This window comes from Streptoalloteichus tenebrarius, assembly GCF_024171885.1.
In the GTDB taxonomy this organism is placed as follows: domain Bacteria; phylum Actinomycetota; class Actinomycetes; order Mycobacteriales; family Pseudonocardiaceae; genus Streptoalloteichus; species Streptoalloteichus tenebrarius.
Map to the genome: position 1 here is coordinate 102151 of NZ_JAMTCP010000005.1, position 21363 is coordinate 123513.

The window sequence follows — 21363 nt, forward strand, 5'->3', positions numbered from 1 at the left end:
ACTGCGACAACACCGGCTCGATCACCATCGTCGAGGACTGATCCGCCTCAGTCGGCCGTGGTGCCGCCGGAGGTCTCGGCGGCACCGGGGCGAACCCGTTCCCTCGTCGGCCGGATCTCGTCGGCCCCGTGCGCGGTGAGGGAGTCCAGCAGGCGCAGGGAAACCTCCGACTCACTGCCCGGCTCCGCGTGGTAGGTGCACAGCACGAGTCCCGGGTCGCCGGGCAGCTCCAGCGTCTCGTAGAAGAGGGTCATGTCCCCGACCAGGGGGTGGCGGATCAGTTTGCTGCCGTGTGCCTTGTCCCGCACGTCGTGCCGGGCCCACAGGCAGCCGAACAGCTTGCTCTTCATGGACAGTTCGCCGACCAGCGCGGCCATGCCGGCGTCGTCGGGCTGCTGGCCCGCCGAGTACCGCAGGTAGGCCACCGTCTCCTCGGCGACCTTCTGCCACTCCCGGTAGTGGTCGCCGGCGGCGGGGTCGAGGAACACCATGCGCGCCATGTTGCGCTCGGCCGCCGGCATCCGCCCGAAGTCGGCGATCACGGCGCTGGCCATGCGGTTCCACGCCACGACGTCGGTCCTGCCGTTCATGGCGACCGCCGGAACCGGGTCCATCGCGTCGAGCAGGTGCTGGACCTGTGCGCGGACCTTCCTCGGCTGGGCGGGCCGGCGCCGGGGTTTGTTCTGCGCCAACGCCATCAGGTGGTCGTGTTCGGAGGGGTCGAGCTGGAGCGCGCGGGCGACCGCGTTGAGCACCTCGCACGAGGGGTGGGCGGCGCGTCCCTGCTCCAGGCGGATGTAGTAGTCGACGCTCACCCCGGCGAGCTGGGCGACCTCGTTGCGCCGCAGCCCGGGCACCCGGCGGCGGCCGGCGGGCGGCAGCCCCACGTCCTCCGGCCGCAGCCGCGCGCGTCGCGACGCCAGGAAGTCCCCCAACTCGTCCCCTCGGTTCATGGGACCAGTCTGCAACGTGGACTCGCGCCGAGGGTGGTACTGGCGGAACCAGTCTCGGCGGACCTAGGCGTCAGCGGATCTCCCTCCACGAGCGACGGTCGCGGATCGTGGTGGCACACAACGACTTCCGAGACTTCGGGGAGTGGAGAGAACGATGGCACACAACACCTCGTCCACTGTGGCCGCGCACACCGGGACCGGCTCGCCGCTGGCCGGGCGGGTGGCGGTGGTCACCGGGGCGTCCAGCGGCATCGGCGCGGCGGTCGCGTCCCGCCTGGCCGCCGACGGCGCCCGGGTGGCGCTGCTGGCCCGCCGCGCCGACCGGCTGTCCGCGCTGGCCGAGGAGATCGCCGCGGCGGGTGGCGAGGCGCTGCCGGTCGCGGTGGACGTCACCGACGCCGACCAGGTGAGCGCGGCGGCCGAGACGGTGGCCGCGCGGCTGGGCCGGGTCGACCTCGTGGTGAACAACGCCGGCGTGGCGCTGCCGTCGATGATCGACAAGGGTCGGACCGACGACTGGCAGCGGATGATCGACCTGAACGTCACCGGCGTGCTGCGGGTCGTGCACGCGTTCGTGCCCGCGCTGCTGGCGGCCGCCGAGGCCGGAGCGCCCGCCGACCTGGTGAACATCTCCTCGGTCTCGGCCGACGTCATCTACCCCGGCTGGGCGGTCTACGCGGCGACCAAGGCGGCCGTCACCCAGTTCTCGGCCACCCTGCGGGCGGAGCTGGGCGGCCGGGGTGTCCGGGTGACCAACATCGAGCCGGGCATGGTGGACAGCGAGCTGCGGGAGAACGTCAGCGACCCGGAGGCGAAGGCGGCGCTGGACGAGTTCGCCGAGGCGGTCCCGTCGCTGGAGGCCGGCGACCTGGCCGACGTGCTGGCGTTCCTGGTGTCCCGGCCGAGCCGGGTCAACCTGCCAAAGCTGCGGATCATGCCGACCTGGCAGGCCTGAGCCGACGGGGGGAGGCGCGGTGCGACGGCGACTGGGGGCCACCGGACCCGAGGTGGGTGCGGTCGGGCTGGGCTGCATGGGCATGAGCTGGGGCTACGCCGAGTCCCAGCGGGACGACGACCGCTCGCTGGCGGTGATCAGGGAGGCCGTGGAGCGCGGCGTCTCCTTCCTGGACACCGCGCAGGTCTACGGGGACGGCCACAACGAGTCCCTGGTGGGGCGGGCGATCGCCGACCTGCGGGACGACGTGGTGGTCGCGACCAAGACCGGACTGGTCGTGGAGGACCTCGCGGCCCGGCGGATGCGGCGCGACGGGACGCCCCGGCACGTCCGGGCGAGTGCGGAGGAGAGCCTGCGCCGGTTGGGCGTCGAGGCCATCGACCTGCTCTACCTGCACCGCGTCGACCCGGCGGTCCCGCTGGAGGAGACCTGGGGCGCGATGGCCGAGCTGGTGGCCGAGGGCAAGGCGCGGCGTCTGGGCCTGTCCGAGGTGACCGTCGCTGAGGCGGAGCGGGCGCACGCGATCCACCCGGTCGCCGCGATCCAGTCCGAGCTGTCCCTGTGGACCAGGGACGCGCTCGGGGTGCCGGGCGAGCGGGGCGCGGGCGCGGCGGCCGGGGCCGACGACGCCGCCGACGTCGGCGACGTCGTCGGGTGGTGCGCGGCGCACGGCGCGGCCTTCGTGCCCTTCTCCCCGCTGGGCCGGGGATTCCTCACCGGGACGGTGGACGCGTCCGGTCTGGAGGACGGGGACTTCCGCGCGACCAACCCCCGTTTCCAGCGGGACGCGGCCGCGGCCAACGAGCGGATCGTCGACGTGGCGCGCCGGGTGGCGGCCCGACACGACGCGACCCCGGCCCAGGTCGCCCTCGCCTGGGTGCTGGCCAGGGGCGAGCACGTGATCCCCATCCCCGGCACGAGGAGCCCGCGTCACCTGCGGGAGAACCTGGCCGCCGTCGACCTCGCGCTCACCGCCGAGGACCTGGCGGAGCTGGACTCCGCGCCGCCGCCGGTCGGCTCCCGCTACTGACCCACCATCCGCGCCTCTCGCCGCCGTCGGCGGCGTGGGAAGGAACCATGAAGCGTTTCACGGACAAGATCGCATTGATCACGGGTGGCACCAGCGGCATGGGGCTGGCCACCGCGCGACGCCTGCTCGACGAGGGCGCGCACGTGGTGATCACCGGAAGGGACGACGAGCGCCTGCGGGTCGCCGTGGCGTCCCTCGACGGCGGGGACCGCGTGCTGGCGGTGCGCGCCGACGTCGCCCGCTCCGCCGACGCCGACGAGCTGACGCGCCGGGTCGCCGACCGGTTCGGCCGGCTGGACGTGGTGTTCGCCAACGCCGGCGTCGGGGTGTTCAGGCGGTTCGCCGACCTCACGGAGGCCGACTTCGACCACGTGGTCGACGTCAACTTCCGGGGCGTGTTCCTGACCGTCCACAAGGCGCTGCCGCTGCTCGCGGACGGCGGGTCGATCGTCATCAACGCGTCGTGGACGCTCCACCGCGGCCTGCCGGTGTGCTCGCTGTACTCGGCGACCAAGGCCGCCGCGCACAACCTGGCGCGGACGCTGGCCGCCGACCTCGCGGACCGCCGGATCAGGGTCAACTCGGTCAGCCCCGGCTACATCGACACCCCGATGTACCCGGAGGACGCGCTGGACCCGGAGGAGGCGGCCAAGGTGCGCGGCCAGGTCGCGGCGCGGCGGTTCGGCCGACCCGAGGAGGTCGCCGCCGCCGTGGCCTTCCTCGCCTCGGACGACGCGGCCTACGTCAACGGGCAGGACCTCGTGGTCGACGGCGGCCTGGTCGGCGCGATCCCGGCCTGAGGCCGCCCGACGCCGGGTGGCGCGCCCGCGACGCGCCACCCGGCGTCAACGCCCGAGGAAGCCGCCGATCCGCAGCAGGTTCCCGTGCGGGTCGATCAACGCGAACTCCAGCAGGCCGTAGTCGGTCTCGACCGGCGGGTGCAGCCGCGCGTCGCCGAGGTCGAGCGCGGCCCACTCGTCGTGCAGCTCCCGCGCCTCGGCGGCGGTGGTGAACCGGACGTAGCAGCCGCCGGCGTCGACCTTCGGGTCCATGTCCGGGTGTGGGAAGAAGTGCAGCTCGGCGCCGTCCGCGCGACTGGCGACGAGGTACTCGGGGTGCCGTTCCTGGGCGGTGAAGCCGAGCGTGGCGTAGAAGCGGGCGGTGGCGTCGAGGTCGGGGCTGGGCAGGATCGGGATCGTCACGACCGTCATGCCGGCAGGATCCCAGCACCCCCCGACAACGCCGGCGGTCCCGTCGCCCCGTCACCACCGCATGCGCCCGGTCGGGGGTCTTCCCTGCGAACCGGCACCGCCTGTGATGGGCTGCACGCGGGGGTCCGGCACGCCGGTGATCCGTCCGGCGGGTGCCCCGGTCCGAGAGGAGTGGCGATGCCCGCACAGGACGTGGACGTCGTGGTCGTCGGGATGGGACCCGGCGGGGAGCACGTCGCGACCCGGTTGGCCGGGGCCGGCCTCGACGTCGTGGGCGTGGAGGCCCGGCTGCTGGGCGGCGAGTGCCCGTACTACGCCTGTGTCCCCACCAAGATGATGGTGCGCGCGGGCGACGTGCTCGCCGAGGCCCGCCGGGTCGACGGCCTGGCCGGCGCGGCGCAGGCCAGCCCCGACTTCGCCCCGGTCGCGACCCGCATCCGTCGGGAGGCGACCGACGACTGGGACGACGGGGTCGCGGTCCGGCGGTTCGCCGACGCGGGGGGACGGTTCGTGCGCGGGCGTGGGCGGATCACCGCGCCCGGCGAGGTCACCGTCTCCACCTCGGACGGAGATCAGGTGTTCCGGGCGCGGCGCGCCATCGTGCTCAACCCGGGCACCGAGCCGACCGCGCCGCCGATCGACGGCCTGGCCGACACCCCGTACTGGACGAACCGGGACGCGGTGGCGGCCGAGCGGGCGCCGGGGTCGCTCCTGGTCCTGGGCGCCGGACCGGTCGGCTGCGAGTTCGCGCAGGTCTTCGCCCGGTTCGGCAGCCGGGTGACGGTGATTGAGGTGAAGGAGCGCCTGCTGGCCGGGGAGGAACCGGAGGCGTCGGAGATCCTCACCAAGGCCTTCGAGGCCGAGGGGATCACCGTGCGGGCCGGTGTCCAGGTGCGGCGCTTCGACCACGACGGGGCCGGTGGCGGTTTCACCGCGACGCTGGAGTCCGGGGAGGAGCTGAGCGCCCAACGCCTGCTCGTGGCGGCTGGCCGGCGCACCGACCTCGCCGCGTTGGGCGTGGGCGCGCTGGGGCTGGACGAGAACGCCAGGACCCTGGACGTGGACGAGCGGATGCGGCTGGCGCCCGGTGTGTGGGCGGTGGGCGACGTGACGGGGCGCGGGGCGTTCACCCACGTCTCGATGTACCAGGCCAGGATCGCCGCCGCCGACATCCTGGCCTCCGGCGGCGACGGCGGCGACGGCGGCGACGGCGGCGACGGCGGTGGCGGCGGGGGCGACGCCGGCGCGGGCGACGGCGAGGGGGAGAGGGCCGACTACCGCGCCGTGCCCAGGGTGACCTTCACCGACCCCGAGGTCGCCTCGGTCGGGATGACCGAGGCCCAGGCCAGGGAGCGGGGGCTGACGGTGCGGACCGGGAGCACCGACCTGTCGGCCTCGGCCAGGGGGTGGATCCACCGCGCCGGCACGGGACTGGTCAAGGTCGTCGAGGACGCCGAGCGCGGCGTGCTGGTGGGGGCGACCGTCGTCGGGCCGTACGGTGGCGAGGTGCTCGGCGCGCTCGCCGTCGCCGTGCACGGCGAGGTCCCGACGGAACGCCTGCGCCGCATGATCTACGCCTACCCGACCTTCCACCGCGCCGTCGAGTCCGCACTGGACGATCTCCATGCGCGCGGCTGATCCCCTGCGGCGTAACCCTTTCCGGCGACACGTGAGGCGGCCGTCCGGAGTGGAGGGTCGGCGACGGTGCCACCATGGGCTGGTGGGACGCGTCGCCGGGACTGTGGGTCGGGCACTGGCGTTGCTGATGACGACGGTGCTCCCGCTGAGCATGGCGGGATCGCCGGGGGCCGGGGTCTCCACCGCGGCGACGACGCCGACGTCCGTGCTGTCCGTGCCGCCGGGGCGCGCGCGGGCGCCCGAGGAGGCGATCGTCGACGGCCCCACCCGTTTCATGGTGCTGTCGCCGACCCTGGTGCGGCTGGAGTACGCGCGGGACGGCCGGTTCGAGGACCGCCCGTCGTTCAACGCCGTCAACCGCGACTTCCCCGGCGCCGCCTTCGACACGTGGGTGGAGGACGGGACCCGGGTCATCCGCACCGAGCGGCTCACCCTGCGGCACCGACAGGACGGGGAGCCGTTCGGTCCCGACAACCTTTCGGTCGACCTGACGGCCGGCGACCGCGCGGTGACCGCGCGCCCGAGCTTCGCCGACGGCACCGGCGCGGGCGCCCCCTCGCCTGGCAACCTCGGCGGCTGGCGGCGCAGCCTCGACCTGGCGTCCGGCCCGGTGCCGCTGCACGACGGCCTGCTCTCCCGCGAGGGCTGGTACCTGCTCGACGACAGCAGGACGGCGCTGGTGGCCGAGGACGGCTCGCTCGTGCCCCGCGCGCCCAGGGACCGGCCCTACCAGGACGGCTACTTCTTCGGGTACGGCCACGACTACCGGCAGGGGCTGCGCGACCTGCGCGACCTCACCGGGCCGCCGATGTTGTTGCCGCGCTGGGCGTTCGGCAACTGGTTCTCCCGCTACCACCCGTACTCGGCGGCGAACTTCCAGCAGGACGTGGTGCCCCGGTTCCGCGCGCGGCGCGTCCCGTTGGACGTCCTGGTCGTGGACACCGACTACAAGAGCCCCGACCCGTGGAACGGCTGGAACTGGAACCGGAAGCTCTTCCCCGACCCCGCCGGATTCCTGACGTGGGCGCGGAAACAGGGGCTGCGGGTCGCGCTGAACATCCACAACAGCATCAGCCCGCGCGACCCGAAGTACGCGCAGGTGCGGGCGATGCTGGGCAAGGACCTGCCGAAGGGGGACTGCCCGACGGAGTGCCACGTCTTCGACTGGGCCGACGAGCAGCAACTGCGCGCGTACTTCGAACTGCACCGGCCCTTCGAGGACCAGGGCGTGCGCCTGTGGTGGAACGACTGGTGCTGCGACGGCAGCCGGGCCGACATCGAGGGCGTCACACCGGACACCTGGCTCAACGCGCAGTACGCCCTCCGCGACGAGAAGCGGGGCTTCCGCGGGTTCACCTACGCGCGCGGCGGCAGCGGGTTCACCGGGTACGGCGAGAGCCAGCAGTACCCGCAGGGACCCTGGGCCGAACACCGCTACAACATCCACTTCACCGCCGACACCAACTCCTCGTGGGAACTGCTGCCGTTCGCCGCGTTCTACACGGCGGCGCACGGCAACACCGGGAACCCCTACGTCACACACGACATCGGGGCGCACAACGCGGAGAAGCTCCCCGACGACCTCTACGCCAGGTGGATCCAGCTCGGCACGTTCCAACCGATCCTGCGTCTGCACTCCAACCACGGGCTGCGCCTGCCGTGGGACTACCCCGGCCCCGCGCAGGAGTCGGCCGAGGCCTTCCTGCGGCTGCGGTCGAGTCTGGTGCCCTACTCGTACTCCCTCGCCCGGCAGGCCCACGACACCGGCCTGCCCATAGTGCGACCGCTCTACCTCAACTATCCCGAGCACGACGAGGCGTACTCCCACAAACACGAGTTCCTGTACGGCGACGACGTCCTCGTGGCGCCGGTGACCCGCCCCGGCACGGGCGCCGTGGACACCCCGGTGTGGTTCCCGCCGGGCACGTGGGTCGACTACTTCACCGGCCGCCGCCACACGGGGCCGGGCACGGCCACGGTCAGCGCCGACCTGTCCCGGATGCCGGTGTTCCTCCGCGCCGGCGGGGTGCTGCCGACCCGCTCCGACTACGTGGACCACTCCGACCAGCGGCCCATGACGGCGGTGACGCTGGACGTGGCCGCCGGCGGCTCGGGCTCGTTCGACCTCTACGAGGACGCGGGGGAGGGGCTGGGCTACCGGCACGGCCAGCACGCGACCACGCCGATTCGCTACCACCAGGACAACGGCCGGCAGACGGGGAACCTGACCATCGGCGCCGCGCAGGGGCACTACCCCGGCCAGGTCGCGAAACGCGCGTGGACGGCGCGGTTCCGGGACGTGGACCCGCCCACCGGGGTCTGGGTGAACGGGGCCGGCGTCGGGCAGAGCGCGAGCGGACCCGGCTACTCCTACGACCCGGCGAGCCGGACCCTGACCGTGCGGACCGCCCCCGTCCCCACCGCGCGGGCCACGACCGTCGGGTTCGCCGTGGGGAAGATCTCGTCGCTGCTGTCCTGCTCCCAGTGCTCGCAGCCGATCACGGTGCCGGTCGAGCAGGCGCTGCCGGCCCGCGTGGAACGGCTCGACTCCCTGCTCCGGCACCAGGGGCCGACGCGCCGCGCCCACTGATCGCCGCCGTCCTCGGGGCCACGGCGCTCGCCGCGTTCGCGGTGATCGCGGTGATCCGATCCGGGGCGGAACGCGTTGCCCTGATCGACATTCTCGGCGGGGCGCGTCCACTCCCGCGCCGGACGCCACTCCTGTCCACCATCTGCCGTGACGTATCCAGGCTGGGGAGCGCCCCTCCTCAGGATGACGGGTCGAATGTGGAGGCGGGGCCGACAGAAACCGGCAAGAGACGACGGGAAATCCAAGCAGCACAAGGGCGACGGGCGTGAATCGCACCAGATGGCGGGTCGACGGGTCCACCCCGCTCTGCCACCGTGGGTGCCGGCTATGCCGACCACCGCAGCCATATCCGATCCGCATGACATCGGGATCAGGGGGAACGACGTGCATGTCATCGGACGAAGGCGTACCCGGCTCCTCGCCTGTCTCGCCGCCCCGCTGGCGGTGCTCCTGCTCAGCAGTGGCGTGAGCCCGGCGGCCGACCCCACCGACACCGGTCAGGAGGGCGACGCCGCCGCGTCGCGGGACTGGCCGACCTGGCAGAAGGACCTCTCCGGCTCCCGGTCCAACCGGGCGGAGCGCCGGATCACGCCCGCGAACGTGGGTGATCTCCAGCTCAGGTGGGCGTTCACCCACCCCAGACCGAACGACCCGAACCTCGCCGGGATGCTCACCGCCAGGAGCCAGCCCGCGATCGTGGGCGGGATCGCCTACTTCGGCAGCACCGACGGGAAGTTCTACGCCGTGGACGCGAAGACCGGCGCCACGCGGTGGAGCTTCGACCTCGGCACGGTCGACCCGGACACCGGGATCGCCGTCGTGCGCGACAGCCCGGCCGTCGCCAACGGCAAGATCTTCTTCGGCGACTACCGCGGCTACCTGTACGCGCTGGACCAGAAGACCGGGAAGCTGGCGTGGAACGCCCGGATCGACACCCATCCCGCCGCCGTGGTGACCAGCTCGCCGATCGTCTTCGGCGGCCGGGTGTACGTCGGGGTGTCCAGCGGGGACAACGCCGGCGGCCCCGAGACCGCCTGCTGCACGTTCCGAGGGCACATCGACGCGCTGGACGTCGACACCGGCGCGCTGGTCTGGCGGCACCACACGGTGCCAGAGCCCCAGCAGGTGGGCACCTGGCCCAGCGGCGCCGCGCGGTTCGAGCCCTCCGGCGGCGGGGTGTGGAGCTCGCCGGTCATCGACCCGGCCACCAGGACGCTCTACGTCGGAACCGGCCAGAACTACACCGGCAAGGAAGGCGAGACGGACACCGTCCTCGCGCTGGACGCGACGACCGGAGCCGTGCGCTGGAAGCGGCAGATGACCTTCCCCGACGTCTGGCGCACGCTGTGCGCCGACCCGACCCAGCCGCCCGGCTACTGCCCGGGAGCCAGCGAGGGCGCCAACCTCGACTACGACTTCGGCGCGATGCCCAACCTCTTCACCGCCAACGGGCGCAAGCTCGTCGGCATCGGCCAGAAGAGCGGTGTCTACCACGTCTTCGACGCCCGCACCGGCGAGGTCGTCTGGCAGCGCCAGCTCGGCAAGGCGTGGCCCAACGGCGGCGTCGGCGGGGTCCAGTGGGGCGCGAGCTACGACGGGCACCGGCTCTACGTCGCCACCTGGTTCGCTGACCCGGGTTCGCTGTTCGCCCTGGACCCGGCCACCGGGCGCACCCTGTGGGAGACCAAGCACCCCGCCAACGGGTGCAGCACCGGGGGAGCCGCCGGACACCCCGACGTCTGCGCGCTGGCGAACACCCCGGCCGTGACGACCAGCCCCGGCGTGGTCTACGAGGGCAGCGCCGACGGCAAGATGCGCGCCTACTCCGCCGAGAACGGCCGGGTCCTGTGGGAGTTCGACACGATCCGGGACTTCCAGGGCGTGAACGGACTGCCCGGCCACGGGCAGGGCATCTCCGGCGGCGGTGGCGCGGTCGTCGCCGACGGCGTGCTCTACGTCAACTCCGGCTACTTCGGACAGTTCGGCAAGTTCTACCCGACGGACAAGGGATCGGTGCTGTTGGCGTTCTCCCTGCGCTGACTCCACTCCCTCTGGGGCTCCCCGCCTCCGGGCGGGGAGCCCTTTCTGCGCGTGGACCAGCACAGGCTGTCGCGTTGCTCACCGGCCGAGGTGGCCGGTGCTGCTGCGCAGGAGCCAGCGGTGCATGCCTCCGGCCGCCTGCGCGCCGCGACCCTCACCGGCCCTGAGAAGCCAGTGCTGCCGAGACCAGACCGGCCACCTGGTGCGCGAGGAGCGGCCGCAATCCCCACCAGGCCTGTGGAGCTTGTGCTGAACGAAACGAGGCCCGCCGCATCCGGCCCGATCTGTTGCGGTTCTCGCCGGCCGAGGGGCCGCTGCTGCGCCAGATCGACAGTCCCCGCCGGCTTCGGGCTCCCAATCGCGTCCCTGACCGGGCCTCAGATCCGGTGCTGTCCCGCAATGTCACTCGTTGCTGAACCGCCAGGGTCGCGATCAACACCGGTTCTGAGGGGTGGGCCGCACGGTCACGGCTGCTGTAGTGGTCCGAGTGCCCGGTTTGCGGTTCTCGCCGGTCGAGGGCACCGGGGCTGCCCGAGGCCGACAGTCCTTGCCGGCCCTGGGCTCCCGGTTGCGATCCTCACTGGCCGGGCCGGTCGCCGGTGCTGCGATCGGCGAGCTGCCCGGGTCAGTGCTGGGGTTGCGGTGCTTACCGATGTCGAAGAGCCGGTGCTGCACGAGACGATGGTCCGCCGCATCGGGGCCGATCTGTTGCGGTTCTCGCTGGCCGAGGGCACCGGGGCTGCCCGAGGCCGACAGTCCCTGCCGGCCCTGGGCTCCCGGTTGCGATCCTCACTGGCCGGGCCGCAGCACTCTCGTCGATCCACCCGGAGCTGACGCTGCGATCCTCACCGGCCTGAGGGGTCGATGCTGCTCTTCTGGTTGGTGCCGTTGGGGAGTGCCTCGATGAGTTGCGATCCTCACCGGCTCTGAGGGGCGGATGTTGCGCGAGGCGATGGCGAGCCGCATCTGGGGGCGATTTTGCGATCCTTGGCGGTCGAGGAGACCTGCGCGGGGGAACGCCGGGAGATGCGGGTGGCGAGCATCACCGGTTCTGAGGGGCCGTGCTGCATGGTCACGGCTGCTGTAGCGGCCCGGTCGTCCGGTTTGCGGTTCTCGCCGACGGAGGCGGCCGCTGCTGCGCCAGATCGACAGTCGTCCTCGACGGTGGGGTCGGTGCTGTCCGGGGTGGCGTCTCGCCGGTGTGCCCACGGCGGTTGCGATCCTCACCGGCCGAGGGGCCGGTGCTGCGGCAGGCGATCAGTGAGGCGGGATGGGGTGGATGTTGTGTTCCTCACCGGGCCGGTCGCCGGTGCTGCGATCGGCGAGCTGCCCGGGACGGTGACGGGGTCGCGATGCTCGCCAGACCTGAAGGGCTGGTGGTGCTCCGGCGCGATGCGCCCGGGGCCGGCCAGGGCGGATTGTTGTCGCGATCCTCACCGGCTCCGCGGGGCTGATGCTGCACGAGACGGTGGTCCGCCGCATCGGGGCCAATCTGTTGCGATCCTTGCCGGCCGAGGGCCCCAGGGCTGCCCGACGCCGACAGTCCCTGCCGGCCCTGGGCTCCCGGTTGCGATCCTCACCGGGCCTGTGGCCGGTGCTACTGGCGAGCGACCCCACCTCGGTGGGACCTGCGGCCGATTGCGGTTCTCCGCTGACACTGATGGGTCCAGTGCTGCCGTCGCTGGCCGCCTGGCGGTGATCTGCCGTGGCGAGTTGTGTTCCTTACCGGTCCTGACGAGCCGGTGCTGCCGGCCACGGCCGCCGTTGCGACCCGGGTGTCCGCCGTTGCGGTCTTCTCCCGGCTGAGGGGGTTGGTGCTGCCTGCCGCAGCGGTCGTGCCCGAGATCCCAACGTTGTCGCGATCCTCGCTGCGAGCGAAGGGCGTGCGGCACCCGGAGATCGGCCGCCTGTTCGTGGTCGTTGCGGTGCTCACCGGACCTGGAGGGCTCGGGGAGCATGGCAGACGCTTGTCCAGCGCCACGTCCTCGCTGTTGCGATCCCCGCCGGCCCTGAGGGGCCGGTGCTGGCGCAGACCAACGATGTGCCACCCGGTGTGCTCATGTTGCGATGCTCATGACCTCAGAGGCCGGTGCTGCACCTTCGCGGCGCTGATGACGCCTTCGAGGGCGACGTCGTGATCGGCACCGGGTCTGTAGGGCCGGCACTGCGGGCGGAGCGGGATGGTCAACAGGTCCCGTCAGCGGGTTGCGTTCCTCCCGCTCCTTCCGGGGGCTTGTGGGGCCGGTTCTGCCTGCGTGCCGTGCTTCGGCTGCGGGCTCGCACGCCAGCTTGCGATCCTCACCGGCCTCAGAAGCCGGTGCCGCGACCGCCTGACCCGGAGGCGCTGTCCGACGGTTACCGCCCTCACCTGGCCAAACGGGCCGCTGCTGCCCGGTGGGGTTCGGGGAGGTCGCCGTAATTCGGCCGTGAAGGATCAGGCGGTCTCGGCCCTCAACGCCAGGGCACGCCCCCGACAGTTCGGACCGGCCCGGCGTGTCCGTCAGCACGGGGGAATCCGAAGTGGTCTCGTCGTCGACGCCCGGTCGGTGCCCGTCAGATGGGGGACGGCTCACCGAAACGGTGTAGCTCGAATTCAGGAGTGCGGTTCTCGGTGTCGTGAGAGCGGTTCACCCCGGGAGTGTGGCGCCGAGTGGGGCGGTGCGAGAACTGGTCTCTGTCGAGTTCGGGTGTTGTTTTCTCAGCGGCTCGACTGGATCAGGTGTGGTGAGCGTGCTTTTCGTCTGATCATTAGTCCTGAGTGGACTGGCGGAGTCTATTGAGGACATTTCTGTCTACTGAGGACTTGGCGCGTCCGTCGTGGGGCTGGTCCCGGCGGCCACGATCGGGTGGTGTAGGGGAGCGGCCACGCTCACCCGTTCTCGCACTCCGGTCCCGAACGAAGTAAGGGTAGGCTAACTCCGCGCTCCCCGGCCGGTGGCGCCGGCGGTGGACGTGGTCCGTGGTCCACCCGGCCCGGCGCGGGGTGCGCGGACGGCGGTGGTCGGACCTCCCGGAGCCCGGCCGAGGCGGAGAGGAGCAACAGGCGTGACCAACCCCTTCGACAACGAGGACGGGCGGTTCCTCGTCCTGGTCAACGACGAGGGCCAGCACTCGCTGTGGCCGGCCTTCGTCGAGGTGCCCGCCGGCTGGGCGGTGGTCCACGGCGAGGACAGCCGCCAGGCCTGTCTCGACTACGTCAACACCCACTGGACCGACATGCGGCCGAAGAGCCTGATCGAGGCCATGGGCGGCTGAGGCGCCCGTCCACGGACGCCATCGGCCTGAGGCCGCGACGCCGGTCCCGGCGCGGCGAGTCGCGGCTCGTCGCGTCCCGCTCGTCACGCTGCCCGGTGTCCGCCCCTGCGGCCGCCGGGCAGCGGCGTGGGTGGCGTGGTCGCCGTGCCGGCCGCCCGCCACGCCGCGCGGCTGCCGTCGCGCGGTGTTGGACTGGGTGGGACCGTGACAGGCCAGCCCGGAGGTGTTCATGGAGCGTTCCGCCATCGGTGACGAGTCGGGGCGGTCGCGGGAGATCGTCGTCGGCGTGGACGGCTCGGACGCGGGACAGCGGGCGCTGCGCTGGGCCGTCGAGGAGGCGCTGGTCCGTGGCTGCGCGGTCCGCGTGGTCACGGCGTGGGTGCCGGAGCCGCTGACCGAGTTCGCCTTCGCCTCCACCAGGGACGTGCCCGGCGAGCTTGAGGAGGACCTGCGCCGCGAGGTGGACGAGCTGCTCGCGGAGCTGCCCGAGCCGCCGGTGGTCCGGATCAGCGTCGCGCAGGGGCCGCCCGCCGCCGTGTTGCTCGACGCCGCGACCGACGCGGACCTGCTCGTCGTGGGCGCGCACCGGGGCGGCCTGCTCCGGGAGATCACTCTGGGCTCGGTGAGCACGACCTGCGTGCGGCACGCCCGGTGCCCGGTCGTCGTGCTGCCGCCGCCGAGGAGGTCCCGGCAGCACGGCGAGCCCTCCGTCCCGCCCACCGCCTGATCCGGCGTCCGGCCCCGTCCCCGCACCTCCCCGCGGTGCGGGGACGCGCCCGGCTGGGCGGTGGCACGAGTGCCGGGCGGTCGCCGCGGAGGGCGCGCGACACTCGGACGGCCGCGCCCCGAGCGCGTTCCATTCACCCTTCGGCCGGCCAACGCCGCGGTCGTCGGGTTGGCCGCGCGGCGGTCAACGAGCGGGGAATCATCCCACCCGAACACCCTGAACGGCCTGGGAAGCGGCTCGTCAACGGCTGGAGAACCGGCGGCCGACGGCGCGGCAATCATGGGGGAACGGGCCCGCCGGAGATCCGTTCCCCTGTCAAACAACAACATCGTCGGAAGCGATGTCGCCTTGTCGCGCGGGGGTTCCGGGCGGCGATCCCCGGTCCGTGGCGTGAATCACGTGCCAGGAGAACCGCCGGGGATGACCGGTTTGACCAGGGATGACCGGGCTCGGGGGCGTTCGGCGGGGCGGTCACGGCCGGACGGTCCGGGGCCGGACGGCGGGGACGGCTGCGACGGGGGTTCCCCGGGCGCAGGTCAGCCGCGCGGACCCGCCGTCGGCGGGCGGGCCGTGGGTCGTTCGGGCGCGGCCGGACGCGGGTGCGCGTCCGGTGGGTGGCGGCATGTCCGGTCAGGCAAAACACCCGAGGTCGATTGGTGCGGCCGGGGCTTGACAGGGGATCGAGTCGCTGGACCCGGCCGGAACGTGCACACTATTTCACACCCGCATCCCGGCTCTCCCCCTTTCGATAACGCCTGGTGGAGTGTCGGGCGCCGCTGTGTCGCCGGGTTGCCGCCTCTCCGTCGGCCGTCCGCGTGCAAACCCCTGTCGCCGAAGGCCAGAAATGCGTCATAATTGCGATGCGACTCGCCGTCGGAGTATGGTGAGCGCCCCTGACGCACAAGTCGCCGCGTGGAATGCGCGGTTATCGGGGAGGGCGAGGCGGATGGCACAGAAGGTCACCGTGGAACTCGTGGACGATCTGGACGGCACCCGGGCCGAGGAGACCGTCGAGTTCGCGTTGGACGGTGTCGCGTACCAGATCGATCTGTCGGCGACGAACGCCGGCAAGCTCCGGGACGCGTTGGCCACGTTCGTGGCGAGCGCGCGCCGGGCCGGCGGGGGGCGCAAGCGGGGTGGGGCCACCACCGCGCGCAAGGGGGGCGGTCGTCCCGCCAGCGCCGATCGCGAGCAGAACCAGGCGATTCGGGAGTGGGCCCGCAAGCGCGGGATGAAGGTCTCGGAGCGGGGGCGCATCTCCACGGAGGTGCTCAACGCCTACCACCAGGCCAACGAGTGACGGTCGGGTCGGCGGTCGGCCGCGGCGGGTGACGCCGCCGCCGGGCGTCGGCCTGGTGCGGGACGGGTGACACCGCGAGGCTGTCGCCATTCGATCCACGGTGCGTACCCTGGGTTTTGGTGGACACCGTGGATGGGAGGGCCGTGGGCTCGCAAACGTATCTCGCCCGCTTTGTCGGTGGGCCGCTGGACGGGCGTTGGGAGACGTTTTCGGCGCCGTCCGGCTCACCCTTGCGGACGGTCACCCACGTGCACCTGCACAACGGTCCGAAGATCCTGCACCACTACGACCTTGAGTACAACGCGGAACAGGGCTGGGAGTACCGGCTTCGGCCGGTTCCGTAGTCAACGTCCGGGTCCCGTTCCATCGCGGGCCCGGACGTTGTCGTCTCCACCCCCGGTGGTGGTCCGATCGGGCACTCGTGTTGCCCGTTCCGCCATTGGGGTTTCCTTCTCCCGGCGTGATCGCTGACGCCGTGCCGCCACGTTCGTCGTCGCGTCGGGTGCTGTTCGGCGCGCGTTCCCGTCGTTGGCGTGCGCGGTTCCTCGGGTTCCGGGGGTTCCCGCGTTCATCCGGGTTCGTCCGGCGTCCGTGTTCGTGATGTTCGGCGGTTCCGCCGAACCCCGGCCGTTCCCCGTCCCGGTCGATCTTCGTGATCCCTTCCGGCGGTTCTGGTCCCCTTCCCGGCCCGTGCCCGCCGGCACTTGCCGAGATCACGCCAACCCCCTTCCGGAACCTGTCGCGTCGCCGGCCGTCGCGTCGGTTGGTCGGTCGTGACGCGTCTCCCATGCCGTGCCCTGTCGGTCCGCTTGACAACAACATCAACGGCGATATTAGGTGAGCCTAACCTACTTTTGAGGGACGGGACCTGCGGGAACCGTCGAGGACTGGGGGTAGCGGTGACGTCTGGGGCGGGCGAGGGACCGACCGGCGGCGAGGGTGACGGCGTCGTCCGCGACGTGGTGGGCGTCGGGTTCGGTCCGTCCAACCTGGCGCTGGCCGTCGCGGTCGAGGAGCACGCCCGGCGGTCGCCGGCGGGGGAGCGGGTCGACGCCGTGTTCCTGGAGCGACAGCCCCGGTTCGGCTGGCACCGCGGGATGCTGCTCGACGACGCCACCATGCAGGTGTCCTTCCTCAAGGACCTGGTGACGATGCGCGACCCGACCAGCTCGTACAGCTTCCTGTGCTACCTCAGGGAGCGCGGTCGCCTGGTCGACTTCGTCAACCACAAGACGTTGTTCCCGTTGCGCACGGAGTTCCACGACTACCTGGAGTGGGCGGCCGCGCGCGTGGGGCACCTGGCGCGGTACGACTCCGAGGTCGTCGCCGTCGAGCCCGTGACGGACCACGACGGGGAGGTCGTGGCCGTGGACGTGGCGGTCCGGCGCGGCGACGGGGGCGCCGACCGGTACCGCGCCAGGAACCTGGTGCTGGCCCCCGGCCTGCGCCCGCACCTGCCGGCCGACGTGCGGCTGTCGGAGCGGATCTGGCACAACCACGACCTGCTCTCCCGGATCGAGGGGCTGACCGGGACGCCGCGCCGGTTCGTGGTGGTGGGCGCGGGGCAGAGCGCGGCCGAGACCACCGAGTACCTGCACCGGACGTTCCCCTCGGCCGAGGTGTGCGCGGTGTTCGCGCGCTACGGCTACAGCCCGGCGGACGACAGCTCGTTCGCGAACCGGATCTTCGACCCGGAGGCGGTCGACACCTTCTACGCCGCGCCGGAGCCGGTGAAGCGGATGCTCGTCGACTACCACCGCAACACCAACTACTCGGTGGTGGACGTCGACCTGATCGACGACCTCTACCGCAGGACCTACGCGGAGAAGGTGTCGGGGCGGGAGCGCCTGCGCATCCTGCACGCCTCGCGCCTGGTGGACGTGCGGGAGACCGGGGACGGGGTCCGCGCCGCCGTCGAGTTCCTCCCCACCGGTCGGCGCACGCCCCTCGACGCGGACGTCGTCGTCTACGCCACCGGGTACCGGCCGAGCGATCCCCTGGAACTCCTCGGCCCGTTGGCCGGCCTGTGTCGGCGGGACGAGGCGGGGCGGCCGAGGATCGGCCGGGACTACCGCGTGGTGACCGACGACGCGGTGCGGGCCGGCATCTACGTCCAGGGGGCCACCGAGCACACGCACGGGATCACCTCGACGCTGCTGTCCACCACGGCCGTCCGGGTCGGCGAGATCCTCAACTCGATCATCGACCACGGCCGCCGACCGACGGCGGCGCCCCGTCCGGCCTACGCGTTGAGCGGCAATCCGGCCTGAGCCGCGCTCCGGCCGCCAGCCACCGCCAGCTACCGCCAGCCGCCGCCGGCCACGTCCGGTCGCTGGTCGTTGGTTCGAGCGGGGTGGGGAGGACGCGCCCGTCCCCACCCCGCCTCTGGTCAGCGGGCCGACCAGGACCCGTCAGTGGCCAGGACCGTGAGCCGCTGCGTGGCCCTGGTCAACGCGACGTAGAGCGCGCGGCGCCCGGTCGGCGACTCGGCGAGCAGATCGCCCGGCTCCACCAGCACCACGCCGTCGTACTCCAGCCCCTTCGCGTCGAGGCTGCCGACGACCCGCAGCCGGTCGTCGCCCAGCCCGTCGACCCAGGAGCGCACCTCCCCGACCCTGTCCATGGCCGGGATCACCGCCACTGTTCCGTCCACAGTGGACAGCAGTTCGGCGGCGGCCTCCCTGGTCGCCGACGCGAGGGCGTCCGGCTCCACCACGCTCACCACCGGCTCCACGCCGGTGGACCGCACCGCCCTCGGCAGCTCCTCGGCCGAGGCGAGGTCGCCCAACGCGGACGCGGCCACCGCGAAGATCTCCGCCGAGTTGCGGTAGTTGGTGCGCAGCCGGTAGCTGCGCCGGGTCCGCGCCGAACCCAACGCCTCGTCCCTGGCCTCCTCGGCCTCCTCCGGCGTGGGCCACGAGGTCTGGACGGGGTCGCCGACCAGCGTCCAGCTCGCGTAGCGGCCGCGCCGGCCGAGCATGCGCCACTGCATCGGCGAGACGTCCTGCACCTCGTCGACCACGATGTGCGAGTACTCGTCGTAGTGCTGCGGCCGCCGGGGACGGCCGTCGGAGGACCCCTGGTCCCACTGCGCCGCGCCGCCCCGCCGGCGGCGCTTCGGCGGCGGCCCCAGCAGGACCCGCAGCTCGTCCAGCAACGCCACGTCCGCCGTGGACCAGCCGTCCCCGTCGGCCACGGCCCCGGCCAGCAGCTCGACCTCCTCCTGGCTCAGCACGCCCTTGGCGGCCCGCGTCAGCCGGTCGCGGTCCCGCAGCCAGCTCAGCACCCACGTCGGGCTCAGCACCGGCCACCACCGGACGAGGAAGCGGTGGAACTCCATCCGCTCGCCAAGCTCGTGGATCATCTCCGCCCGGTCGGGGCGGAAGGTGTCGTCGGCGTACTCCTCCGCCTTGCGGGCCAGCGCCTCCAGCAGCGCCTCGGCCGCGTCGACCCGGTGCTGGTTGGGCTGGCCGGCCCGGTGCACCCGCCGCCGCACCCGGTCCAGCTCCCGCGCGTCGAGCCGGATGACCTCGCCGCCGTAGACGATGCGCATCTCGGTGGGCGTGTCCGGTGGCGTCTGGCGGACCAGCCGGCGCAGCACGCGGACCATCCGCGAGGAGCCCTTCACCGCGGCCACCGCCGGCGGGTCGACCCGCGTGGCGCGGACGCCGTCGAGCAGCTCGCCCAGCGACCGCAGCTCCGCGCTGGTCTCGCCCATCGAGGGGAGCACCCGGGAGATGTAGCTGGTGAACACCGGCGACGGACCCACGACCAGCACGCCCGTGCCGAGGCGGCGCCGCTCCCGGTACAGCAGGTAGGCCACGCGGTGCAGGGCCACGGCGGTCTTGCCGGTGCCGGGCCCGCCGGTGATCTCGGTGACGCCGCCGGCCGGGGCCCTGATCGCCTCGTCCTGCTCGCGCTGGATCGTCGCGACGATGTTGTGCATGGCCTCGCCCCTGGCGCGGCCCAGCGCGGCCATGAGCGCGCCCTCGCCGACGATCGGCATCCCCTCGGGCAGCGCCTCGGGCATCAGCGGCTCGTCGTCGACGTCGGTCACCGTCTCGCCGGAGCAGTGGATCACCCTGCGGCGGAGCACGTCCATCGGCTCCTGCGGGGTCGCCTGGTAGAACGCGGCGGCGGCCGGTGCCCGCCAGTCGGTCACCAGGTTGTGGTGCTCCGCGTCCCGCACGCCCAGCCGGCCGATCCGCAGCGCCTGCCCGTCGGCCAGGTCGAGCCGGCCGAACACGAGCCCCTCGTGCTCGGTGTCCAGCGCCTGGAGCAGCCGGTTGGCGTAGCGCACCATGGCGTCCCTGTCGAACAGCATGGCGGCCTGCTCGAAGGCGGCCTCCTGGCCGGCGCCGTGGGCCAGCTCGTAGCCCTTCGCCCGCATCGTCTCGGCCTCGGCCCGCAGTTCGGCCAGCCGGGCGTACACCCGGTCGACGTGCTCCTGCTCGGCGGCGATCTCGGCCTGCCTGATGGACGCGTCCAACAACGCGGCTCTCTCCTGTACGGATCGACGGAAGACGGAAGTGCGACAGTACGTGTTCCCCGTCGGCGCGGAACCAAGCACCGGGGGGTGTCCCGGTGGGGTGACGGAGGTAGGCTGGGTGGTGTCCACACCGGAGGCGAAACACCCCTGGTTTGGGACGATTTCTCACCCGATCTGGGTCATGCACTGACTGTCAGTCACGCTCACGCGGGTGGCTCGTTGCTGTTCCTCGCCGGTTCCGCCTGATCCTGGGTGATCGCGCGGACACATCCCGTGGCCCTCCGGCGGTCGCCGCGGGAGGCGGCTCCTGGCAGGGGAACGTCCACTGTGTATTGATCACCTGGCCGGCCCGGCCGCCCCGTCCACGGGGCGATGGTCCGTCCACGGTGGACACCGGCCGACGGCGGGCTCGGCTCCGCCGGCCGAGTGAGGCGGAGAGACGTAGGTCACATCGGATCCTGTCACGTCCTGCCGAGCTGTCCCGTCAGGAAGGTGCAAGCGCCAACAACGGCAAGCAAGGAGCGCACTGTGGATGCTCGCTTGAACCTCTTCGACAACCCGGTCGCGACGCGGTTCCTGAAGCAGATCATCTCGGCGGGCAGGGTCGTCGCGGACTCGTCGCTGCCGGCCGCGACCCAGGAGCTGGTGAAGATCCGCGCCAGCCAGATCAACGGCTGCGGCTTCTGCACGGACATGCACACCAAGGAGGCCGCGCACGCCGGGGAGACGTCGGTGCGCCTCAACCTGGTCGCGACGTGGCGGGAGGCCACGGTGTTCACCGAGGCCGAGCGCGCGGCCCTGGAGCTGACGGAGCAGGCGACCCGCATCGCCGACGCGGCCGGCGGGGTCTCGGACGAGGTCTGGGCCAACGCCGCCAAGCACTACGACGAGGAGCAGCTCGGGGCCCTGGTGTCCCTCATCGCCCTCATCAACGCCTTCAACCGGGTGAACGTCATCGTCCGGCAGCCCGCCGGCGACTACCAGCCCGGCCAGTTCGGGTGATGAGCGCGCCCGTCGGGGCGCTCCGTGCCGCCACGCGCCAGCGGCGGCACGGGGCGCCCTCTCCGGGTGCCGGGGAGCCGGTCCGGCACACCCGCCGCCTGGAGAACAGGCCCTGCCAGGTCCTACGGCCTGTCCTCACAGTTGGTGAGGCTGATCTTGATTCCGGGGTGTCG

The 21363-nt window shown here is 72.6% G+C and carries 15 protein-coding genes; 12 read left to right on the forward strand and 3 right to left on the reverse strand.

The annotated features are described in order from the left end of the window. Positions 1 to 47: 47 nt before the first annotated feature. The gene (locus LX15_RS07295) at positions 48 to 953 is read right to left on the reverse strand and encodes a helix-turn-helix transcriptional regulator (protein WP_253668727.1); all 906 of its coding nucleotides are present in this window, start codon (positions 951 to 953) and stop codon (positions 48 to 50) included. A gap of 154 nt (positions 954 to 1107) precedes the next feature. On the opposite strand from LX15_RS07295, the gene LX15_RS07300 reads away from it, so the two are divergent. Genes LX15_RS07300 through LX15_RS07310 form a run of 3 tightly spaced genes read left to right on the forward strand, consistent with a single transcriptional unit; the run spans position 1108 to position 3738 of the window. Beyond that, entirely contained in the window at positions 1108 to 1908 is an 801-nt protein-coding gene (locus tag LX15_RS07300; RefSeq protein ID WP_253668728.1) for an SDR family oxidoreductase, read from the forward strand. Between the two features lie 19 nt (positions 1909 to 1927). Then, entirely contained in the window at positions 1928 to 2938 is a 1011-nt protein-coding gene (locus LX15_RS07305) for an aldo/keto reductase (protein ID WP_253668729.1), read from the forward strand. A 47-nt stretch (positions 2939 to 2985) separates the two neighbouring features. Further along, positions 2986 to 3738 (forward strand): glucose 1-dehydrogenase, encoded by a 753-nt coding sequence (locus tag LX15_RS07310; protein WP_253668730.1) that lies wholly within the window; start codon positions 2986 to 2988, stop codon positions 3736 to 3738. A 45-nt stretch (positions 3739 to 3783) separates the two neighbouring features. On the opposite strand, the gene LX15_RS07315 is transcribed toward LX15_RS07310, so the two are convergent. Beyond that, positions 3784 to 4149 carry a bleomycin resistance protein gene (locus tag LX15_RS07315; RefSeq protein ID WP_253668731.1) on the reverse strand — a complete coding sequence of 122 codons (366 nt, stop codon included), beginning with the start codon at positions 4147 to 4149 and terminating at the stop codon, positions 3784 to 3786. Positions 4150 to 4326: 177 nt separating this feature from the next. On the opposite strand from LX15_RS07315, the gene LX15_RS07320 reads away from it, so the two are divergent. From LX15_RS07320 to LX15_RS07355, 8 genes are all read left to right on the forward strand, one after another. Then, entirely contained in the window at positions 4327 to 5787 is a 1461-nt protein-coding gene (locus LX15_RS07320) for a dihydrolipoyl dehydrogenase family protein (RefSeq protein ID WP_253668732.1), read from the forward strand. A gap of 82 nt (positions 5788 to 5869) precedes the next feature. Beyond that, entirely contained in the window at positions 5870 to 8377 is a 2508-nt protein-coding gene (locus LX15_RS07325) for a glycoside hydrolase family 31 protein (protein ID WP_253668733.1), read from the forward strand. Between the two features lie 384 nt (positions 8378 to 8761). Then, positions 8762 to 10417 carry an outer membrane protein assembly factor BamB family protein gene (locus LX15_RS07330; protein ID WP_253668734.1) on the forward strand — a complete coding sequence of 552 codons (1656 nt, stop codon included), beginning with the start codon at positions 8762 to 8764 and terminating at the stop codon, positions 10415 to 10417. 3045 nt (positions 10418 to 13462) lie between these two features. Then, positions 13463 to 13672, forward strand: a complete 210-nt coding sequence (locus LX15_RS07335) for an MbtH family protein (protein WP_253668735.1) — start codon at positions 13463 to 13465, stop codon at positions 13670 to 13672. A 229-nt stretch (positions 13673 to 13901) separates the two neighbouring features. Further along, entirely contained in the window at positions 13902 to 14399 is a 498-nt protein-coding gene (locus LX15_RS07340) for a universal stress protein (RefSeq protein WP_253668736.1), read from the forward strand. A 946-nt stretch (positions 14400 to 15345) separates the two neighbouring features. Beyond that, on the forward strand, positions 15346 to 15699 hold the full coding sequence (locus LX15_RS07345; RefSeq protein WP_253668737.1) for a histone-like nucleoid-structuring protein Lsr2: 354 nt from the start codon (positions 15346 to 15348) through the stop codon (positions 15697 to 15699). Between the two features lie 143 nt (positions 15700 to 15842). Then, the gene (locus LX15_RS33925; protein ID WP_253668855.1) at positions 15843 to 16043 is read left to right on the forward strand and encodes a DUF8847 domain-containing protein; all 201 of its coding nucleotides are present in this window, start codon (positions 15843 to 15845) and stop codon (positions 16041 to 16043) included. Positions 16044 to 16598: 555 nt separating this feature from the next. Next, a complete protein-coding gene (locus tag LX15_RS07355) occupies positions 16599 to 17969 on the forward strand; it encodes a lysine N(6)-hydroxylase/L-ornithine N(5)-oxygenase family protein (protein ID WP_253668738.1) in 1371 nt (456 codons plus the stop codon). Positions 17970 to 18088: 119 nt separating this feature from the next. Here the strand turns inward: LX15_RS07355 and LX15_RS07360 are convergent, their stop codons facing one another. Continuing rightward, positions 18089 to 20191, reverse strand: coding sequence for a HelD family protein (locus LX15_RS07360; protein WP_253668739.1), 2103 nt, complete (start codon positions 20189 to 20191; stop codon positions 18089 to 18091). A gap of 525 nt (positions 20192 to 20716) precedes the next feature. Between LX15_RS07360 and LX15_RS07365 the strand changes: the two genes are divergently transcribed. Continuing rightward, entirely contained in the window at positions 20717 to 21190 is a 474-nt protein-coding gene (locus LX15_RS07365) for a carboxymuconolactone decarboxylase family protein (RefSeq protein ID WP_253668740.1), read from the forward strand. Positions 21191 to 21363: the final 173 nt, after the last annotated feature.